Origin of the sequence: Ferrimonas kyonanensis DSM 18153, from assembly GCF_000425405.1 — a bacterium.
GTDB lineage: Bacteria > Pseudomonadota > Gammaproteobacteria > Enterobacterales > Shewanellaceae > Ferrimonas > Ferrimonas kyonanensis.
The window spans coordinates 213,449-230,978 of record NZ_AUDJ01000014.1; the positions used below are offsets into that span (position 1 = coordinate 213,449).

Sequence of the window (17,530 nt, forward strand, 5' to 3'; positions counted from 1 at the left end):
CGACGGTGTGGCGATTATTGCACCGAGTACAGGGCGTTGCCGTTGTCGTCCTGGTTCACTACGATGTCATACACGGCAACGGGTGAACTGTTACCGGCTGAACCTCTGGCCTTGTTGAGGGTAACGGCGCGGGGGCCGAAGGTGGTGCCGTTGCCCAGATACAGCGTCACCAATGCTTTTTCTGGCTGGTAGCCTTTGAAGTAGTTGACGCCAACGGAGTAGGTGCCTTCATTGACCCGGTCGCAGGCGACGAAGTAGTTTTCCGGTCCCACCGCTGTGGTGTCATCCACATCCAGAGTTCCGTCCTGACCGGTTTTGTTGCGGTAGTAGACGTGACTGCCACCGGGTTCAAACACATGCAGGTCGACGTCCGGTTGATCCCCCCAGGACAGGGTGGCTCGAATGGCCCCTTCGCCGGCAATGACCTCGGGGTACGCCAGTTGCTCAGACAGGGTGGTAATGCCGGCATTGATTCGGGCTCGAGAAGCCAGGCGGCTGTCAAAGTAGCTGCTTAAAAAACTGTGATTGAGCAGTTCGCGGTGGTCGTTGAGCAGGCCTGGGTCGTTGTCGATGTTGGCGGCCATAACGGTTTCGGTAAGCCGAAGCAGGTTGATGACCCGATCATCGTCGGCGGTGACGTAATCGGCGCCATTGACGGTGGTCGCCGCCGGTGAAGCCACGCCGTAGTAGTTGATGCTGTCCGCGTACTGCGGGTGTTTAGTCAGGGTGGCGGCGATGGCAGTGTTGGTGAACAGGTTGCCCTGACTGTGGGCCACCACCAGCACTCTGCGCCCGTTTATCAGGGCATCGGAATAGAGGCGACTGTGGTTGGTGTTGACCAGATCGCCGTCGGCCATGGCGTCGGCGGCGGTTTGGGCCAGACTGTCTCCGAGCTCCTCTAGCAATTCATTGGTCAACAGGGCAGCGACCAGGTTGCCGTTGGTAAGGGCAAGGGAGACGGTGGCCCGAATCTCGTCGTTGGACAAGCCGGAGCGCAGCAAGTCGTACACCATGTAGGCAATGCTACCGTCCGGGTCTTCGGTGATCTTCTGTTGAAATACCTGAACCACATCGGTGACAAACCCCTGACTGTAGTTGTAGGCGGTTTTAAAGTGGTAGGTGCTGTTGGCTTCAGTCTGTTCCAGCGGCGCCTTGTAGACCTTGAGCAACAGCGCGGTAACCTCCTGGGCCTCGCTGAGGGTGGTATTGATGCCATTGGCAAAATAGACATTGGTTTGCTTGTTGTCGGAAATGGGGGTGCTGCAGCCATTGAGGCTGGCTTGCACCGCCACAGGAAAACTGACTGCACTGATGGCAAGTGTGGTTATAAGGGCGTAGTTCATCATCTTTCCTGCTTATTCCTGAGGTAAACGGCAATCCAATGTGGCGGGGTCGACACTGTCGCTGACGGTGCCCATTCTGGCGCGGTTGAATGCCTCGTAGGCCTGTTGCCGCTCTCGAGTGTTGAGGATCAACGCCCGCAGTTGAGCGGTATTTCGCGGCGAGTCCATGCCGTAAAACTCCACAAAGCAGGCACTCATTTTGGCCAGTTCCTGAGTGGCCAGTGTCTGTTTGATGTCGTCATCCGTGGTGCCAGCGATGACCACTTCGGCAAACTGATTGGCGCCCAGCCGGTACAGTTCACGCTCCGGTTTTGACAGCGGAAACAGCGCCAGAATCTTGATCTCAACATCGTCACGAACCCCGTCCTGGTCGCTATCGACTCCAGGCACGGTTGCGTCCGGCTGAGGGGGCGGAGGCGGCAAAAGCGCCTGGTCGCGTTCTTGCAGATTGAGGGTAATGGAATCGTTGTTGCTGTCGCCCTGGTCATCGATAACCGTCAGGATCACGGTTACACGTTGATCCTGTTTCAGCTCACCCACCTTGAGCTGAGCTTGCTCGCCGTTGCCTGTCAGGGTGATCTGATCGCCCTGATAGTCACCGCTATCCAACTGCCACTGGTAGGTGACAATCTGGCCATCGCTGTCATCGGAGTCGGCGGCAGACAGTGTGTAGTCCTGCCGCTCAAGCAGTGATGAGGGTGCACTGATCTTAGCGGTGGGCAGTGCATTGGCGTTGTCGCTGTTTGAGTCGCTGCTGGAGTCATTACACCCGGCCACTAACAGTGCCAGTGAGACGCCACACAGTGCCTGGTAAAACACTTTTTGACCTGTCTGAATCATGGTTTTTCTCATTGTCTGGGTAACGAATTGTCGATAAGGCCGGCGGAGTTATCGCAAGTTAAGTTCCATTTTCAGCGCATTGGCGTGCCGGTGCGGCTGTGGCTTTATCGTCTTTGCCGGAGAGGCTTGGCATTGAACCAATGCCGCGCTCTCAAGATGGAAACACTGTACAAATGCGCCGCTGACCCATCTACGAGAAAACGGGCCGGTTTTTCTCACTGATGCGGCAGGCGCCTACTGAGGGGAGGGCACAAAAAACGGCGCCCTAGGGCGCCGGTGGTGGATTGAGGGGAGGGGACCGGATTACACCAGTGTCCTCCCGGCCACGTGGTCCAGAGCTTGTCGCAGGGTGGTCAGCGCCTGAATGTGCTCTGATAACTCCACCTTGATGCCGTTGAGTTCGTGCTCGGTAATCTTGTAATCATTCAAAGCCGAGGTGAGTGCCACCTGAACGTCACCGTGCTCCTTATTCAGATCCATCCAGTCGCCCATAAACGACTTGTAGTTGTGCTCCTTGGCTGCAGACAGGTTGGGCAGGTATTCGGGGCGCATCTGGTACAGCGACATAAACTCTTCCAGGATGGGGGCATGAAGATTGTGCTCTTTTAACGCCATCAGAATCAGGCTGAACTCTTCGATGTTCAGCTTGTGCTCGGATCGGTCTGGGTTGATCTTGTTGTGAAATGTACTCTTTTTGATGCTTCGTCCATGGTGCTGACGAAAGTGAGCCTCGACCACCGAGTAGAGGTGATCGATGCCCATGGTTTTGCTCTGGGCGTGGATGAGTTTTTGAAGTTGAAGCAGTTGTGCGTCACTCACTGCGTGTGTTCCTTGAATCGGGGCGGGGAGGCGGCGCTCGGCCAGGGCTCCCCTTGAGGGTTAGAATGGCGAATGCAGTTCTGCCAGGTTGCCGCTTTTGGGGGTAAACAGGTTCTGGTGCAAGCGGGCGGCGAACTCGTCGGTCATGCCGGAGATGTAGTCGGCGATGACCCGGTGGCCGCTGTGGCCCTGCTCGCAGGCGGCCTGCCAGCGCTTCTGGGTGGAGCGGGGCAACAGACGATTGGGGTCAGAGGCGAAGGCCTCGAACAGTTCCATTACGATCTGCTGGCCTTTGTATTCCAGTATCTGCACCTCGGGCTTTTGAATGACGTACCGCAGTACGAACCGTTTCAGGTAGCCGAGGCACTCGGCGTACGCCGGTTCAATCACCGCATGGTGGGACAGCAGCGGTGATTCGAACTCACCCTGGGCCACAATGTGGCTGTGGGTGACAAAGGCGTTGACCAAGGTGCCGATGGCGTCTTTTCTCAGGTGGTGTTCATCGGAAAACAGCTTCTTGCCGATGGTCTCCATCTGCCCGGCCAGATAGGTGCCATCGATACCGGCAATGGGGTCGGCCACGTTTTCCCGCCAACTGCGGTAGTTAACGATGCCCATCACGATGGCGTCTTCCAGGTCGTGCACCGAATAGGCGATGTCGTCCGCCAACTCCATGATGGAGCAGTCCAGCGAATGATACTGAGCGCGTTGTTGACCCGCCGGGTTACTGCGGGTGCGGGTCAGTCGCTGCCGATCGGCGTTGCTGAACGGCTCAAGCACCCAGCTCAACAGGTCGGCGTCGTCATCAAACACCCCTTTTCCAGGCAGCCACTGCTGCGCCTTAAGCTGGCGAAAGTTGTCCACCCCCTGACGGGGGGCGCTGCTGCCCAGGGCGCTCATCAGTACCGGGTATTTGAGTATGCCAAGCAGGGTGCGTCGGGTCAGGTTCATGCCGTATTCGCGAGTGTAGGGCTCCAGACGAGTCAGGATTCGAAAGGTCTGGCCGTTGCCCTCAAAGCCGCCGTGGTCGCGCATCATGTAATTCAGCGCCACCTCGCCGCCATGGCCATAAGGGGGGTGGCCAAGGTCATGGGCCAGGCACAACGACTCGATCAGGTTGTCGCTGCCGATGAGGTCGGCAAACTCCGGTGAATTGCAGCGCAGTTGCGCCGCAATGCCGGTACCAATCTGCGCGGCCTCCAGCGAGTGGGTCAGGCGGGTGCGGTAGAAGTCGTTCATGCCAACCCCCAACACCTGAGTCTTGGCCTGCAGGCGACGAAACGCTGCCGAATGCATGATTCTGGCTTTGTCTCGCTGCAGTGGCGAGCGCTGGTCATCCTGTCTGGGCTTATGTTCGGCGAAGCGGCGCGCTAACCAGTGGCTGTCGATATCCATACATTCTACTCATGGCTCGGTGTTGTATTAGTGTCGGTGAACTGACGCTGTTATTCAATTACTTAACAACCGTCGACGCTAAATTTGCCGTTGTGCACCCCGAGCGGCGCTGCCGGTGGCGATTTTGCTCGACTGGCGTACTATAAATGGACTGGCCGCCGCCCGTCTGCGCCGCCGTTCGTCAGGAATAAGGAGATCATGATGGCGATTCGATATCAGGTACTGGCTTTTCCCATGGACAACCTGGCCCAGCCGCAGCAGTTTCCCGAGCACCGACTGCCTGGGTTCCGGCAGCGCTTGAACGAGAAACCCCTGGGGGTAGCGTTTTCAGGAGGCGGTACCCGCAGCGCCTGCTGCACTCTGGGCCAACTTAAGGCCCTGCACGACACCGGGGTGATGAAGCGGGTCGGCTATCTGTCGGCGGTTTCCGGCGGCAGCTGGGCGTCGGTGCCTTATGGCTTTCTGCCGGCTCACCAACTGCCGCAGTTCTGGGGCGCGATCTTGCCGCCATCGCAGTTACGCGAGCGCGACATTCAGGCGGTGCCAGAGCGGTCGTTTCAATACTGCCTGGTGAATGCCGGGGTGGTTACGCGCCTGCTAGGTGCCGCCTTGCAGGGCCGGGGGGACGAGAGTTACGCCGAGGTGATTGGTCGTATCTTCCTGGCGCCGTTTGGTTTGCATCAGCCGAAAATGGCCTTCAGTTACGATCTGCATTCGGTGGCTGAAGCCTGTGACGCTAACGCCAACCTCAGTCCGGATCAGTTTCAGCGGCTACGGGATGGGGTGCCCTATTTGCTGGTCGGCGCCACCCTGCTCAATGGCGATGGCATCGGCCGCACTCAGCGCTATCACGTGGAGTACACCCCGTACTACAGCGGAGTTCGGGTATCCCACCGCGATCGTGATGGCATAGGTGACGACGAGCATTTCGGTGGTGGCTACCTCAGCAGCTATGGTTACGACTGCGCCGGGCCTTATCGGGTGGTATCCGGCGAGGGAACCCTGACCATGACCGTTAAGCGGTCGCCACGCACTTTGTTTGACTGGACCAACGAAAAGGCATTCTCTCTGTCCGACATTATGGCCAGCTCCGGTGCGGCACCGCAGCAGCTAACCAACGCCCTGGGCCTGGGGGCGCTGGGGTTCCCGGAGTTTTATCACCTGCCGGTTCAGGTGCCGGACGGGGTACAGCGACTGGCCGAAGAGTATGCTCATTCCGACGGTGGCCACATGGAGAACCTGGGGATCATGCCGCTGCTGGCAAGAGGGGTGACGCGGTTACTGGTGTTCATCAACACCAAGTGTCCCTACATTCCCGGAGACGACATCGAGTCGACCAACATCAACAAGTCACTCAAGGCGCTGTTTGTACCGCTGCGAGACAACCTGGGCCTGGGCCAGTTTCGGGATAACCTAGTGTTTGAGCAGGGGGAGAGCAAGCTCAATGAGCTTCGAGCGCTGTTTGATGCCCGGGTTCAGCGCACACCGTTTGCCAGTGTCGCCCACAAAGGTCTGTTCGCCACTCAGACGCTGGTCACTCGGGACAACCCGGTGTACGGCATTGCCGGTGGCCGTGAGGTCACCATTACCTGGGTGTACAATCAGCGCAGCCAGGCCTGGGAAAATGCCCTGGCGGATGAGCGGTTAGCGCAGGAGATTCGGCAGCAGGGGCAAGACGATTGGGATCCCTATGGGTTGGACAATTTCCCTCACTTCGAGACCTTTATGGAGAATGCCGCGGTCATCGATATGACGCCGGTACAGACACACTTGCTGGCCAGCCTGGCCCGTTACGTGGCCAAGCGAGCCATTACCGACTCCTGGGGTGAGGTCGAGGATTAGAGGCTAATGCAGCTGACCTCATTGGCGACGTCGTCCATGGCCTTGGCAAAGCTGGACAGGCCGGAGGAGGGAATAAACAAGTGGCGCTTGTTGTGCTGTTTGCAGAAGCGCTTGAGGCGGTAGTAGGCGTCGTGGCTAATGCAGTCGGTAGCGCAGATCACCGCATCGGCGGACCACAGCAACGCATCCAGGCGCTTGCGGCTGTCTTCGACTCCACCGTCGTGGTGGCTGAATTCGCCGTTACAGCGCGACACCAATTCCCGGTATTGGTCGGTCATGCGATGAAGTCCGCCTACGCACAGAATCTTCTGCCCCTTTAAATCGGGACAGTCACGGCAACTGTCGGCGCTGCAGCCATTGCAGGGGGACAGGCTTTGCTTTACGAAGCCTTCCAGGGCTCGGGTTTCCTGCTGTTGCTGCGCCAGTTTCTGGGTCAGGTCGAGCACGTTGTTTTCACTGGCCTGCAATTTCTGCTGCCACTGCACCTTCTGCCGATCCAGCACTTCGACGGCGGTGGTTTTGCTGGCCAGTTCATTGCGAAGTTGCTGCAATTGCGGCGCGTGCTGGTGGGGCGCCTCCTGGAGTGCCAGTGTCTGATTGTGTTCTTTCAGGCGCAGGTTTTCCGCCTTCAGCTCCGCCAGTTGCTGCTGCATTGCCTGCAATTGCCGATCTTTGTCGGAGATGGTCTGATGGGCTTTTTGCTGGCTCTTTTCCAACGCTTTTTTCAGTGCCAGTAACTCTTTTTCGGCGTCGTGCAGTCGCTTCAGGTCCGCCCGTTGGCCGGCGCCAATCTGGTGGGACAGCATGTGGATGGTCTCGTAGGCCATGTCTTGTGTGGGCAGGTCGCATAGGGGATGAGTCAGCAACGCCCACAGGGCTTCGGCGCTGGCTCCGCGCTCGATGTGTTGCTGCCAGACCCGTTTTAATTCATCCCGGCATTTCACCTGGCCAAATCGTTTAATGGCGGCGGCAAACTTTTTGTCGAGGTGTTTTTGAACGGCCACAGACAACCGGTGCTTGCTGTCGCAGTTGGAGACCACCCAGGTGTGCAGCCAGTAGTCACTCTTTCTGGCCACCTCTTTGTCGGCGATTTTCTCCGCCAATTTGCGGATCTCGGTGGTGGTCAGGCAGGTACCGATGACGGGACACAGCAGCTTGCTGGTCAGCTCCCACAGTTTGCGCTTGCCTTTGAAGCTGCTTAGGATCAATGCTCCGGTGGCGGTGGTTTGAGCATCACACATGCGGTTCCCTCATTCGATCTGGCTGATTCATTCGGATTGAGTCGTTAGTGGTATCAGTGTAACGGCCAGGGATAGGTTGTCAATGATAATCATTATCATTTGGCGCAAAAAAGAGAGCGCCAGCTCAGGCTGGCCCGGGCAGTGGGCCCCTGATACAGTACGCTTGTCTTCCATGAGAGTAAGGATACCCCCCATGTTGGCTCGAACGCTGGCTATCTGGTTGCTGGCTGTGCAGAGTGGTGTGGCTTGGGCGCAGGGCGCGCCGTTGCCGCGCATCGCCGCTTTAACGCCGCATTCGGTCGAACTGCTGTATCAGGTTGGCGCGGGAGAGCAAATCATTGCCACCATCGAGTACGCGGATTACCCCGAGGCGGCACAGCAGATTCGGCGCATTGGCCGTCACGATGAGCTGGATTTTGAAGCTCTGGTGCAGTTGCAGCCGGATCTGGTGGTGCTGGGGATCAGCGATACGTCGCGGCATTTTGTCGAACGCCTCAAGGCGCTGGGGTTACCGGTGGTCGATACCAGTGTGACCAGCATCGCCGAGATTGGCCCGTTGATGGCGTCATTAGGCCAGAAAACCGGCCATCCCGTGCAGGGGCAGCGCGCCGCGGCGGCTTTCACCGAGCGCCATCAGCGCTTGTTGAACCGCTATCAGCATCGCGCCGAGGTGACGGTATTTTATCAGCTGTGGTCGACGCCGTTGATGACCGCGTCCAGCGCCTGGATGGACGAGCTGATCGCCAGTTGTGGTGGCGTCAATCTGTTTGCCGATGCCCGTGCCGACTACCCCCAGGTCAGTACCGAGCAGGTCATTACCGCCTCTCCGCAGGTGCTGATTGTGCCGACCAATCACGGCCTCGGTGGTAATGACGTTACCATGTGGCAGCAATGGCCGGAGATTCCGGCCATCGACAAGGGCTTGGTGTACGAGGTCAACAGTGATTGGCTCCATCGCACCGGACCGCGAATATTGCTGGGGATGGAGCAGTTGTGTCAGTCGTTGGATCAGGCTCGCGAGGTGCTGGCGGCCAAAAAAGAGGCCCCGATGTGACGGGGCCTAAATTATGGCTGGGTAAAACTGGATCAGAGTACCGAACTGCTTGGGATGGGGGTCTTCGCTGATCCGCCGAAGACGAGTGAGCAACCGGGAAGTGTGAGCCGGTTGTCACGGTGTTGCATGGTCTCTTCCGTGAGTGCGGTCCTCCTTGATGAGCGAATGGACGCGTGCCGATGGCTGTAGGCCAAGAGGAAGGGCTGGGTAGGGACGGGATTGACTCACGGGAGCAGTTGCGTCCAGGGAGATGCGAGACAATCCATTCTAACTTCCTTGTCCTGAGCCATTGCAGGCATCGCGATGACACTCAAAGTATAAGAGAGATAGTTTGCTTGTCCTGTCGGTGGCTAGAACGATTCGGAATAAGCTTAACCTTTGATTTTGAAGCTGTTTTTGCGTCATTTAATTGTCGGGTGACGACTTTTTGACGACGGCGGCTAACTGTTGGAATCGTTTGAGGTTATCAGGTGATCCACAGAGCAATCGCTGTCTTCACCGAACCATTGGTGCAGTATGGCCATCTCGGGATAGCGATCGCAGACCTGTTTCACACTCTCTTCCATGCGCGCCAGGGCGTCACCGAATTCGACGGCGTTACCAAAGGCCACTTCCAGTCGGCACTTTAGGTAGGCGGAATAGATGTCGCAGGCTTTCACCAGCTCTTGTTCAATGCCACCGGGGTTAAAGGCCTCTTCGATGGCGCTGTGCAGCGCTGGCGGCGCCGTTTGTAGAATCCGTTTTTCTGCGGCGCGCTCCAGCTGTTTGAATTCGCTGTACAGGGTGTCGTTGGCTCGCTTGACCGGGGTGACCACGTCACCGGTAATGGTTTCTGACATGTCGTGAAGCAGGGCGTGGGAGAGCATTTTGCTTAGATCTACCTGCCGCCCCTGTTGCTCGGCGATTTTGCCGGTGAGAAAGGTCAGAATGCCGACGATGGCTGAGTGTTCCAAAACGGATTCCGGTTGCATCGAGTACATCAGGCTCCAGCGCTTCAGCAGTCGTTGCCGCAGGGCGAGGTTTAAAAACTTGTGGCTCATGTTGGGCTCCTTGGGGTATCAGCCTTGCCGCTGGGCATTGGGTCGATGAACAAAAAAGCGCCCTGAGGCGCTTTTTGATCAACGGGTTGGTTCAGTCTATCACTGCCGGTAGCGGCTGAGAAAGGCTTCAAACTTGTCCAGTGCCCGGCCGAGATCCTCGATGTGGGGCAGGAACACAAACCGCAGGTGGTCCGGTTCGGGCCAGTTAAAGGCGGTGCCCTGCACCAGCAGAATCTTCTCCTGCATCAGCAGGTCCAGCACCAGTTTTTCGTCATCAATCAGGTTGAATTTGTTCACATCCAGTTTGGGAAAGGCGTACATGGCTCCCTTGGGGCGGGTGCAACTGACGCCATCAATGGCGTTGAGGCGATCCACCACCAGATCCCGCTGTTCCAGCAGGCGGCCGCCGGGCAGAATCAGTTCCTGGATGCTTTGGTAGCCACCCAGGGCCGTCTGAATGGCGTGCTGCACCGGTACGTTGGCGCATAATCGCATAGACGCCAGCATCTCCAGCCCTTCGATGTAGTTCTTGGCGATGCCACGGTTGCCGGTCAGTACCATCCAGCCGGCGCGGAAACCGGCGGCCCGGTATACCTTGGACAGGCCGTTGAAGGTGATGATCAGCAAATCGTCGGCCAGGGTGCAAGTGGGAATGTGCTCGGCACCGTCGTAGAGGATCTTGTCGTAGATCTCATCGGAGAACACCACCAGGTTGTGTTCTCGGGCAATCTGCAGCAGCTCCAGCAGCACCGCTTTGCTGTACACCGCGCCAGTGGGGTTGTTGGGGTTGATCAACACCAGCGCCTTGGTGCGCGGGGTGATCTTGGCCCGAATGTCGTCCAGATCCGGAAACCAGTCTGCCTGTTCGTCGCAGCGGTAGTGACGGGCAGCGCCGCCGGCCAGGTGCACGGCGGCGGTCCATAGCGGGTAGTCGGGTGCCGGAACCAGCACTTCATCACCGTTATTGAGCAGACCCTGCATCGCCATCACAATCAGCTCTGAGACGCCGTTGCCAATGTAGACGTCGTCCACATCCAGATCGTGGATGCCCATCTGCTGGAAATAGTGCACCACCGCCTTGCGGGCGGAAAACAGCCCTTTGGCATCACAATAGCCCTGGCTTTCCGGCAGGTTGTGAATGACGTCGCGGACAATCTCCTCTGGGGCCTCAAAGCCGAACGGGGCGGGGTTGCCGATGTTCAGCTTCAGAACCCGGTGTCCCTCCTCTTCCAGCCGTTTTGCCTCCCGAGCCACTGGGCCACGGATGTCGTAACAGACGGTGCTGAGTTTGTCGGACTTTAATATCGGGTGCATGGCCACAGGTACCTCTTAGCGGCAGGGAGGGGAAGAGTGTGGTTAAGTTAGCGGATTATGCTGGCTAAAGAAAGCCTTACAAAATGGGGCCTGAGTAGAGATAGGCGTAAGCCGATGGGTGATGAATGGTGTTTTTCACTGCCTGGTTTGGGGCTGGCTGGCGTTACCTTGAGGTCGTTGTTTGATTTTCCTCCCTGATGCTCTGATTTTCAAAGGCTTCTGACTGGATGACTTTTCACCGTTGTTAGGGTATAACACGGCCTCTGTGCAGGTCATACCAGATGGAGAGATATGGCAATCCCGGTTTCGGCGGCAACCTTTCGTCGCATAATGAATCTTTGGCCACCGCTGCTGTTCAGCAGCATCAAGATTGAAAAACTGGCACCGGACTACAGTTACTGTCGGGTGGCGCTGAGAGAGCGCCCGTGGAATCGCAACATCAACCGCAGTCATTATGGCGGCAGTCTGTTTTCCATGACCGACCCGTTTTATGCCTTGTTGTTGATGGGAAAGTTGGGGCGGGGCTACCGGGTCTGGGACAAATCCGCCGACATCGATTTCATTAAGCCCGGCAAAGGGCGACTGACGGCGGAGTTTGTCATCGATGCCGACACCATTCGCCAGGTACGGCAAGCGACTGCGGATGGCAGTAAATACCTGCCCAAGTTTGTGGTGGAGGTGAAAGACGGCCGCGGTGACGTGGTGTGCCGCCTGACTCGAGTGCTGTACGTACGTAAGGTGTTTGCCGGTAAAGACCAAAAAGCGGCATAAAAAAACGGACCCCGAGGTCCGTTTTTTGTGCGGGTGGAAGGTCGGCCTTACGCCAACTCCGCCAGGCACATCTCTTCGTAGATCTGCTTAACCCAAGCATCGACACGGCTTTCGGTCAGCTCAGGTTGGCGATCTTCATCGATGCCCAGGCCCACAAAGGTGTTGTCATCAACCAGCGCCTTGGAGGCTTCAAACTCGAAACCTTCGGTGGAGGTGTGGCCAACGATGATGCCGCCGCGATCGCGAACGATGTCACCCACCATACCCATGGCGTCGAGGAAGTACTCGGCGTAATCCTCTTGGTCGCCACAGCCAAAGATGGCTACCAGCTTATCGGTAAAGTCGATCTGCTCCAGTTCGGGGAAGAAGTCGTCCCAGTCACACTGGGCTTCGCCGTAATACCAGGTCGGAATGCCGAACAGCAGCAGGCTGAACTCATCAATCTCTTCTTTGGTGCTTTTAGCGATATCTTTCACATCACAGATTGCACCCAGTTTTTTCTGGATCATCTTGGCGACGGCTTCGGTGTTGCCAGTGTCGCTGCCAAAAAACAGACCTACGCTTGCCATTTATCTACCTATTTGTTCGTCAATAACTGCGGCTGACAGTGTCTAGTCAGCCTTACCAACTTGTTGAAACTGTTTCAGAAGAATGGACTCTATCAATTGACCGCGACTGACATTGTCCAGGGTCGCCTGCTCATTTAATGCAGTATAGAGTTCATCGGAAACTTTAAGTTCAATTCGTTTCAACCCCAGGGTGCGGTCGCGCTGAATCTGATTGCGCTTGTTGACACGCAGTTGCTCTTTTCGAGGCAACGGGTTGCTTCTGGGCCTGCCGCGACGCTTCTCAGTCGCGAACAGATCCATGGTGGTTCTATCCGTCTTTTCTACTGCCATGCATTGTCGCTACTTAACCAATCCCGGCGCCTTCCCATACCAGCTGAATAATGCCTTTGGCGATAAAGCCGGCACAGCCGAGAAAGAGCACGAGCCAGACGATGCCACGACCAAAAGGAGGAACATCGCCTTTGTTTAATACGTCCCGGATCGACATTCCAATCAGAAAAAACACCGCTGCAAAAAACAGGTTTAACCCTACTGCTTCGAGCTGTGCTACGTCTGTGACTAACATCCTTTTACCATCCTGGCGAAACCGGCGGGCTACTATAGCATAACCTCACTGGGGTTAGAACGGTTTTCAGCGGTAACTTATCATAGTAACCGTATGGGATTTACCCTTGATAAGGCGCCAGAAACTGCGCCACATGACGGTTGAACTGATCGGGTTTTTCGGCGTGCAGCCAGTGACCGGTGCCGGTAATGATCCGGGCTTTTGCCTGGGGAAAGCGGCGGCCGATCTCCGGCCGGTGTTCCGGCAGCAGGTAATCCGAGCGCTCCCCTTTCACAAACAACACCGGGCCCGAATAGGGCGGCTGCTCCGGCAGTGGACCGATGATGTCCGGGTAGTGGTGGACGATGGTGTTGATGTCCAGCTGCCAATGATAGTCACCGTCACTGTCCGGACGCAGGTTTTTCAGCAGAAAGGCGCTGGTGCCACTGTCAATGCCGGCTTGGTTGAAGTGTTGTTGGGCGGATTTTCGGGTCAGTTGCGGCTGCTGATTCAGTTCGGTCAGGGTGGCGAGAACCGCTTGATGCCGCTGAGTCTGATACCCCACCGGGGCGATGTCGGCCACCACCAGGGCGCTCACCTGTTGCGGATGGGCCTGGGCGTAGGTCATCGCCACTTTGCCTCCCAATGAGTGGCCCACCAGGGCCCAGCGGTCGAGACTGAGTTGCCGACGCAATTGCTCCAGGGCTTCGGCCATATTGGCCAGTGACATGGGGTACCCCATGACCGAGCGGCCGTGGTTGGGGAGGTCAATTCGAATCACCCGCCAGTGCTCGGCCAGCAGTGCCGCTCCCAGGCGGCCTAAATTATCGGCATTTCCAAATAGCCCGTGGATCAACACCACGGCGGGCCCGTGTCCCTGGTCAATGAAGTTCAGCATAGCGTCCTGATGCGAAGTGCTTTGGTGGCGCAAATTGTGCTGACGCAAACGGCAAAATGCAAACGGTGGCGTAGCCTGATTTCGTCTGGTGTGGTTATAATGCCTGTCGACATCAACCCGGCGATCGGAAAGCCCATGAAATATATCGAAATCGACGACGAACTGTATAGCCACATTGCCAGTAACACTCAGCGTATTGGCGAGAGTGCCTCCGACATTTTGCGTCGTTTGCTGAATCTGCAGACGAGCAACGTTGAGGCGGCCATTCCCGAGCAGATCAGTCAGCCGGGACTGGAACAGCGCAGCAGTGTCGTGGTTGAAGAGGCGCCTCAACTGGAGGTGCGCTCCCGGGTCGCCGAAGCGGGCCAGTTCAGCGAGTTGCTGGACGATGCGCTGCTGACCCAGCAGAAAGGGGCGGTTGGTCGTTTCCTGTATCTGCTGGATGCCCTGTACCGGCAGCAGCCGGAAGCGTTTTCCGGTGTGTTGGAGATTCGCGGCCGTGACCGACTCTACTTTGCCACCAGCAAAGAGGAGTTGTTGTCGGCCAGTAAGACCGCCAACCCTAAGCAGATCGGTGATAGCACCTACTGGGTGACGTCCAACAACAATACCGCTAAGAAGCGCACGTTGCTGAAATCGGTCGCGGTTAAGCTGGGGTGCCCCGATGAGGTGGCTCAGGACGTTGCAGCGCGCATCTAAGGTCGCTAACGTAAAGAACATCGAAGCACGGACGCGTTAAGCAGGACAAAAATCTATGGCACACCACTCCCGAGCTGGCCAAACGGCCAGCCCGGCTGATGTCACCGACATCAGCCATCTGGTCAGCAGTTACTACACCCTTAAACCTAATGCCAAGCACAGCGCCGAACGAGTCAGTTTTGGCACCTCGGGCCACCGGGGCTGCGCTTTTAGCCGCTCGTTTAATGAGTCGCACATCCTGGCGATTGCTCAGGCGGTGGTGGATTATCGCCAGATGCAGGGGTTTGATGGCCCCATGTACCTGGGGTTTGATACCCACGGCCTGAGTCAGCCGGCGTTCACTTCGGTATTGCAGGTGTTGGCGGCCAACGGTGTGACCGCCCGGGTTCAGGAGGGGCGGGGCTTTGTAGCAACGCCGGTGATCTCCCATGCCATTCTGAATCATAACCGCCAGGGGGGCGATCGGGCCGACGGGCTGATCTTGACTCCGTCTCACAATCCACCGCAAGACGGCGGCATTAAGTACAATCCGCCCTATGGCGGCCCGGCGGATACCGATGCCACCGGATTTATCGCCGAACGGGCCAACGCTTACCTGAGCGATGGTCTTAGCGGCGTGCAGCAGGTTAGCCTGGATGTGGCGATGGCCTCCGGGCTGATTGAATCGGTCGACATCATCGGCACCTACGTCGAACATCTCGCCGATGTCATTGATTTTGATGCCATTCGCGGTGCCAAACTGAAGATCGGTGTCGATCCCATGGGGGGCTCCGGTGTGCACACCTGGCCACGGATTGCGGCCAAGTACAACATCGACATCGAGGTGGTTAACCCGGTGGTGGATGCAGCGTTTGCCTTCATGCCCCTGGATAAAGACGGCAAGATTCGTATGGATTGCTCGTCGCCCTTTGCCATGACCAATCTGCTCAAACTCAAAGACGACTTTGATATCAGCATTGGCAATGATCCGGATTTCGATCGCCATGGCATTGTGTGCCGTGATGGCGGCCTGATGAACCCGAACCACTACCTGGCGGTAGCCATCGATTACCTGTTGGGACACCGGCCGAACTGGCGGGGCGATCTGCCCGTGGGTAAGACTCTGGTGTCTTCCGCCATTATCGACCGGGTGGTGGCCAGCCATGGTCGTCAACTGATGGAAGTCCCGGTAGGCTTTAAGTGGTTTGTATCCGGCCTGCACCAGGGCAATCTGGCGTTCGGCGGAGAAGAGAGCGCCGGAGCCAGCTTCCTGGATAAGCAAGGGCAGGCCTTCTCCACCGATAAGGACGGCTTTATTCTGGGACTGCTGGCGGCCGAAGTTCTGGCGGTGACCGGCCAGTCGCCGGCAGCGCGCTATCGTGAGTTGGAGCAGACGTTTGGACAGGCGTTTTATCGCCGACTCGATGCGCCGGCCAATGACGCGCAGAAGAGCCTGCTTAAGGCGATGGAGCCGGAGCAGGTGCAATCCGATACTCTGGCAGGCGAAGCCATCGTGGCGCGACTGACCCAGGCTCCGGGAAATGGCGCAGCCATCGGTGGACTCAAAGTGACCACTGAAAACGGCTGGTTTGCTGCTCGTCCATCCGGTACTGAAGCCATCTATAAGATCTACGCCGAAAGTCTGAAGAGCGAGGCGCATCTCGAACTGCTGCTTGAGGACGCCAAGGCCCTGGTCAGTGCGGTGTTTGAGGCGGAGTAGTCCTATCATCACGCACAAAAAAACGGCAGCCTCGGGCTGCCGTTTTTTGTGCCGCCGGCTAATGCGGCCGAGGTAACATCAGCACTGGCTGCGGCAGGATTTGTACTGGTTTTCGCAGTAGCGTTCGCTGGTGCCCGACTCGACACAGGCGTTGTGTTCCAACATGCACTGCCAGGCGCAGCTGTTCATGGCTGAGGCGCCGAAAATGGAGGCGCCAAAGGCAGCGCTGGCGGCCATGATCAGGGCGGCAAGGTGTTTTTTGGTCAACATGGTGAAGTCCTTTTTAAAATTTCCGTGAAATCATTGCAGCATGACTGCGGCAGCAGCGGTCGCCCTCGTTTTTAGGGCGGTGGCGCCGCTGCAGGTGGCCCGCGTGTCGTCGCAACAAAACTGGCATACTACTTCCTCGGAAAGTGAGTGGGTTATTGGCCAGTCCTTTCCGGGGCTTTGGTACTATCTCTTTATTTTTCAGGCTCCTGCAATCTTTGTTGGGTGTGAAATTGTGCCAGTGTTTTGCGATGGTGCACGGCAGAGATGTGCCCGCCGCGGTTGCGGATGAGAACCGTTGATTTATTTCTGCGCTTGCTGCAAGTTCGGAATCTGGTTACTTGGCAAAGAGGCGGTAATGACAGAGGGAAAGGTCCTGAGCATAAGGCGACTGACGCCGGATGATGAAACCTGGCTGTTTGAGCTGGAACGGGATCCTGAAGTGATGCGTTACACCGACCGCGGCCCGCAGACCTTGGCGCAGATCCAGCAGCAGATGCCCGCACTGCTGGCCGGCTATGACAACCCGCAAGGCCTTAAGCTGTGGGTAGTAACCCATCCACAGTTGGGAGACATCGGCACGGTGGCATTCTATCCGGGGGAGTCAGGACAGTATGAAGTGGGTTACAAGCTGGGGCGGAGCCACTGGGGACTCGGTCTTGGCAGCGCTGCCATGGCGGCGCTGATGGCCTGGGTGGCGGAGCACCACCCCGAAGCCCGGCTGGTGGCCGAGGTCTTTGAGCCCAATATTGCGTCGACCCGGATTTTGCAGCGGTTTGGCTTTACCCTGAGTAAGCGCTTCTACAATGAGGATCGCCAGATGTGGGATCAGCGGTTTGAGCGCCCCAGCGTCGACGAACTTCCTCTAGGGGAGTGACCGCGTTTTTTGTCATTCTTGCGCAGGCGAAAATCCTGCGTCTTTCCCAGGATCAAAAATCAAAGCCGCTGGGCCCTGGTGTTGGCAAGGACGACCACTATTTCCCCCTCCGTCGTGCCCGCGCACGCGGGTAGCCAGTGTCTGTGCCTTTTGTCATTCTTGCGCAGGCGAGAATCCAGCGTCTTTCCCAGGATCAAAATCAAAGCCGCTGGGCCCTCGCGTGCGCAAGGGCGACGGTGCTAATGGGGAGGGGGAGGGGTAAACGAGCAGTGATTGCGGTGTTGGCAGAGCTCGGTGCTGGTTGTTCTCCTCATCAAC

At 57.4% G+C, this 17,530-nt stretch carries 18 protein-coding genes; 6 read left to right on the forward strand and 12 right to left on the reverse strand.

The window, feature by feature from the left end:
* Nucleotides 1–14: 14 nt before the first annotated feature.
* The 4 genes from H598_RS0106775 to H598_RS0106790 all read right to left on the reverse strand — a co-directional run bounded on the left by H598_RS0106775 (nucleotide 15) and on the right by H598_RS0106790 (nucleotide 4,397).
* Nucleotides 15–1,346, reverse strand: coding sequence for a YfaP family protein (locus H598_RS0106775; protein WP_156896952.1), 1,332 nt, complete (start codon nucleotides 1,344–1,346; stop codon nucleotides 15–17).
* A gap of 9 nt (nucleotides 1,347–1,355) precedes the next feature.
* Nucleotides 1,356–2,183 (reverse strand): PKD domain-containing protein, encoded by an 828-nt coding sequence (locus tag H598_RS23565; RefSeq protein ID WP_051252518.1) that lies wholly within the window; start codon nucleotides 2,181–2,183, stop codon nucleotides 1,356–1,358.
* Nucleotides 2,184–2,486: 303 nt separating this feature from the next.
* Nucleotides 2,487–3,002 (reverse strand): phage regulatory CII family protein, encoded by a 516-nt coding sequence (locus H598_RS0106785; protein WP_028112346.1) that lies wholly within the window; start codon nucleotides 3,000–3,002, stop codon nucleotides 2,487–2,489.
* A 60-nt stretch (nucleotides 3,003–3,062) separates the two neighbouring features.
* Nucleotides 3,063–4,397: an anti-phage deoxyguanosine triphosphatase gene (locus tag H598_RS0106790; protein WP_035415565.1), complete on the reverse strand. Its 1,335-nt coding sequence runs from the start codon at nucleotides 4,395–4,397 to the stop codon at nucleotides 3,063–3,065.
* 198 nt (nucleotides 4,398–4,595) lie between these two features.
* Between H598_RS0106790 and H598_RS0106795 the strand changes: the two genes are divergently transcribed.
* Nucleotides 4,596–6,239 (forward strand): patatin-like phospholipase family protein, encoded by a 1,644-nt coding sequence (locus tag H598_RS0106795; RefSeq protein WP_156896953.1) that lies wholly within the window; start codon nucleotides 4,596–4,598, stop codon nucleotides 6,237–6,239.
* Here the strand turns inward: H598_RS0106795 and H598_RS23570 are convergent.
* A complete protein-coding gene (locus H598_RS23570) occupies nucleotides 6,236–7,480 on the reverse strand; it encodes a DUF2325 domain-containing protein (protein WP_051252522.1) in 1,245 nt (414 codons plus the stop codon). The two genes, H598_RS0106795 and H598_RS23570, sit on opposite strands and share 4 nt — an antisense overlap.
* A 193-nt stretch (nucleotides 7,481–7,673) precedes the next feature.
* Between H598_RS23570 and H598_RS23575 the strand changes: the two genes are divergently transcribed.
* Nucleotides 7,674–8,534: a cobalamin-binding protein gene (locus tag H598_RS23575; protein WP_035415566.1), complete on the forward strand. Its 861-nt coding sequence runs from the start codon at nucleotides 7,674–7,676 to the stop codon at nucleotides 8,532–8,534.
* Between the two features lie 440 nt (nucleotides 8,535–8,974).
* Here the strand turns inward: H598_RS23575 and yfbR are convergent, their stop codons facing one another.
* On the reverse strand, nucleotides 8,975–9,574 hold the full coding sequence (gene yfbR, locus H598_RS0106810) for a 5'-deoxynucleotidase (protein ID WP_028112349.1): 600 nt from the start codon (nucleotides 9,572–9,574) through the stop codon (nucleotides 8,975–8,977).
* A gap of 99 nt (nucleotides 9,575–9,673) precedes the next feature.
* On the reverse strand, nucleotides 9,674–10,888 hold the full coding sequence (locus tag H598_RS0106815; protein WP_028112350.1) for a pyridoxal phosphate-dependent aminotransferase: 1,215 nt from the start codon (nucleotides 10,886–10,888) through the stop codon (nucleotides 9,674–9,676).
* Nucleotides 10,889–11,179: 291 nt separating this feature from the next.
* Between H598_RS0106815 and H598_RS0106820 the strand changes: the two genes are divergently transcribed.
* A complete protein-coding gene (locus H598_RS0106820) occupies nucleotides 11,180–11,659 on the forward strand; it encodes a DUF4442 domain-containing protein (protein ID WP_028112351.1) in 480 nt (159 codons plus the stop codon).
* 47 nt (nucleotides 11,660–11,706) lie between these two features.
* On the opposite strand, the gene fldA is transcribed toward H598_RS0106820, so the two are convergent.
* The 4 genes from fldA to H598_RS0106840 all read right to left on the reverse strand — a co-directional run bounded on the left by fldA (nucleotide 11,707) and on the right by H598_RS0106840 (nucleotide 13,670).
* Complete coding sequence (gene fldA / locus H598_RS0106825; protein WP_028112352.1) at nucleotides 11,707–12,228, reverse strand: flavodoxin FldA; 522 nt, start codon at nucleotides 12,226–12,228, stop codon at nucleotides 11,707–11,709.
* Nucleotides 12,229–12,270: 42 nt separating this feature from the next.
* Nucleotides 12,271–12,558, reverse strand: a complete 288-nt coding sequence (gene ybfE / locus H598_RS0106830) for a LexA regulated protein (RefSeq protein ID WP_028112353.1) — start codon at nucleotides 12,556–12,558, stop codon at nucleotides 12,271–12,273.
* Nucleotides 12,559–12,571: 13 nt separating this feature from the next.
* Nucleotides 12,572–12,793 (reverse strand): DUF2788 domain-containing protein, encoded by a 222-nt coding sequence (locus H598_RS0106835; RefSeq protein ID WP_028112354.1) that lies wholly within the window; start codon nucleotides 12,791–12,793, stop codon nucleotides 12,572–12,574.
* 100 nt (nucleotides 12,794–12,893) lie between these two features.
* Entirely contained in the window at nucleotides 12,894–13,670 is a 777-nt protein-coding gene (locus H598_RS0106840; RefSeq protein ID WP_035415568.1) for an alpha/beta fold hydrolase, read from the reverse strand.
* 135 nt (nucleotides 13,671–13,805) lie between these two features.
* Between H598_RS0106840 and seqA the strand changes: the two genes are divergently transcribed.
* Both seqA and pgm read left to right on the forward strand, forming a co-directional pair.
* Nucleotides 13,806–14,369 carry a replication initiation negative regulator SeqA gene (gene seqA, locus H598_RS0106845; RefSeq protein WP_028112356.1) on the forward strand — a complete coding sequence of 188 codons (564 nt, stop codon included), beginning with the start codon at nucleotides 13,806–13,808 and terminating at the stop codon, nucleotides 14,367–14,369.
* A gap of 55 nt (nucleotides 14,370–14,424) precedes the next feature.
* On the forward strand, nucleotides 14,425–16,068 hold the full coding sequence (pgm, locus tag H598_RS0106850; RefSeq protein ID WP_028112357.1) for a phosphoglucomutase (alpha-D-glucose-1,6-bisphosphate-dependent): 1,644 nt from the start codon (nucleotides 14,425–14,427) through the stop codon (nucleotides 16,066–16,068).
* Between the two features lie 78 nt (nucleotides 16,069–16,146).
* On the opposite strand, the gene H598_RS0106855 is transcribed toward pgm, so the two are convergent.
* Nucleotides 16,147–16,338, reverse strand: a complete 192-nt coding sequence (locus tag H598_RS0106855; protein WP_028112358.1) for a hypothetical protein — start codon at nucleotides 16,336–16,338, stop codon at nucleotides 16,147–16,149.
* Nucleotides 16,339–16,693: 355 nt separating this feature from the next.
* Here H598_RS0106855 and H598_RS0106860 point away from each other — a divergent pair, with 355 nt between their 5' ends.
* Entirely contained in the window at nucleotides 16,694–17,212 is a 519-nt protein-coding gene (locus H598_RS0106860; RefSeq protein WP_028112359.1) for a GNAT family N-acetyltransferase, read from the forward strand.
* The last annotated feature ends 318 nt before the right edge of the window (nucleotides 17,213–17,530 follow it).

What these genes read in the sequence shown, in the direction of transcription:
- H598_RS0106840 (WP_035415568.1), bottom strand. Translation starts at nt 13,670, where the DNA reads ATGCTGAACTTCATTGACCAGGGACACGGGCCCGCCGTGGTGTTGATC.
- yfbR (WP_028112349.1), bottom strand. Translation starts at nt 9,574, where the DNA reads ATGAGCCACAAGTTTTTAAACCTCGCCCTGCGGCAACGACTGCTGAAG.
- H598_RS23570 (WP_051252522.1), bottom strand. Translation starts at nt 7,480, where the DNA reads ATGTGTGATGCTCAAACCACCGCCACCGGAGCATTGATCCTAAGCAGC.
- H598_RS0106855 (WP_028112358.1), bottom strand. Translation starts at nt 16,338, where the DNA reads ATGTTGACCAAAAAACACCTTGCCGCCCTGATCATGGCCGCCAGCGCT.
- pgm (WP_028112357.1), top strand. Translation starts at nt 14,425, where the DNA reads ATGGCACACCACTCCCGAGCTGGCCAAACGGCCAGCCCGGCTGATGTC.
- seqA (WP_028112356.1), top strand. Translation starts at nt 13,806, where the DNA reads ATGAAATATATCGAAATCGACGACGAACTGTATAGCCACATTGCCAGT.
- H598_RS23565 (WP_051252518.1), bottom strand. Translation starts at nt 2,183, where the DNA reads ATGATTCAGACAGGTCAAAAAGTGTTTTACCAGGCACTGTGTGGCGTC.
- ybfE (WP_028112353.1), bottom strand. Translation starts at nt 12,558, where the DNA reads ATGGCAGTAGAAAAGACGGATAGAACCACCATGGATCTGTTCGCGACT.
- H598_RS0106815 (WP_028112350.1), bottom strand. Translation starts at nt 10,888, where the DNA reads ATGCACCCGATATTAAAGTCCGACAAACTCAGCACCGTCTGTTACGAC.
- fldA (WP_028112352.1), bottom strand. Translation starts at nt 12,228, where the DNA reads ATGGCAAGCGTAGGTCTGTTTTTTGGCAGCGACACTGGCAACACCGAA.
- H598_RS23575 (WP_035415566.1), top strand. Translation starts at nt 7,674, where the DNA reads ATGTTGGCTCGAACGCTGGCTATCTGGTTGCTGGCTGTGCAGAGTGGT.
- H598_RS0106820 (WP_028112351.1), top strand. Translation starts at nt 11,180, where the DNA reads ATGGCAATCCCGGTTTCGGCGGCAACCTTTCGTCGCATAATGAATCTT.
- H598_RS0106795 (WP_156896953.1), top strand. Translation starts at nt 4,596, where the DNA reads ATGATGGCGATTCGATATCAGGTACTGGCTTTTCCCATGGACAACCTG.
- H598_RS0106835 (WP_028112354.1), bottom strand. Translation starts at nt 12,793, where the DNA reads ATGTTAGTCACAGACGTAGCACAGCTCGAAGCAGTAGGGTTAAACCTG.
- H598_RS0106775 (WP_156896952.1), bottom strand. Translation starts at nt 1,346, where the DNA reads ATGATGAACTACGCCCTTATAACCACACTTGCCATCAGTGCAGTCAGT.
- H598_RS0106790 (WP_035415565.1), bottom strand. Translation starts at nt 4,397, where the DNA reads ATGGATATCGACAGCCACTGGTTAGCGCGCCGCTTCGCCGAACATAAG.
- H598_RS0106860 (WP_028112359.1), top strand. Translation starts at nt 16,694, where the DNA reads ATGACAGAGGGAAAGGTCCTGAGCATAAGGCGACTGACGCCGGATGAT.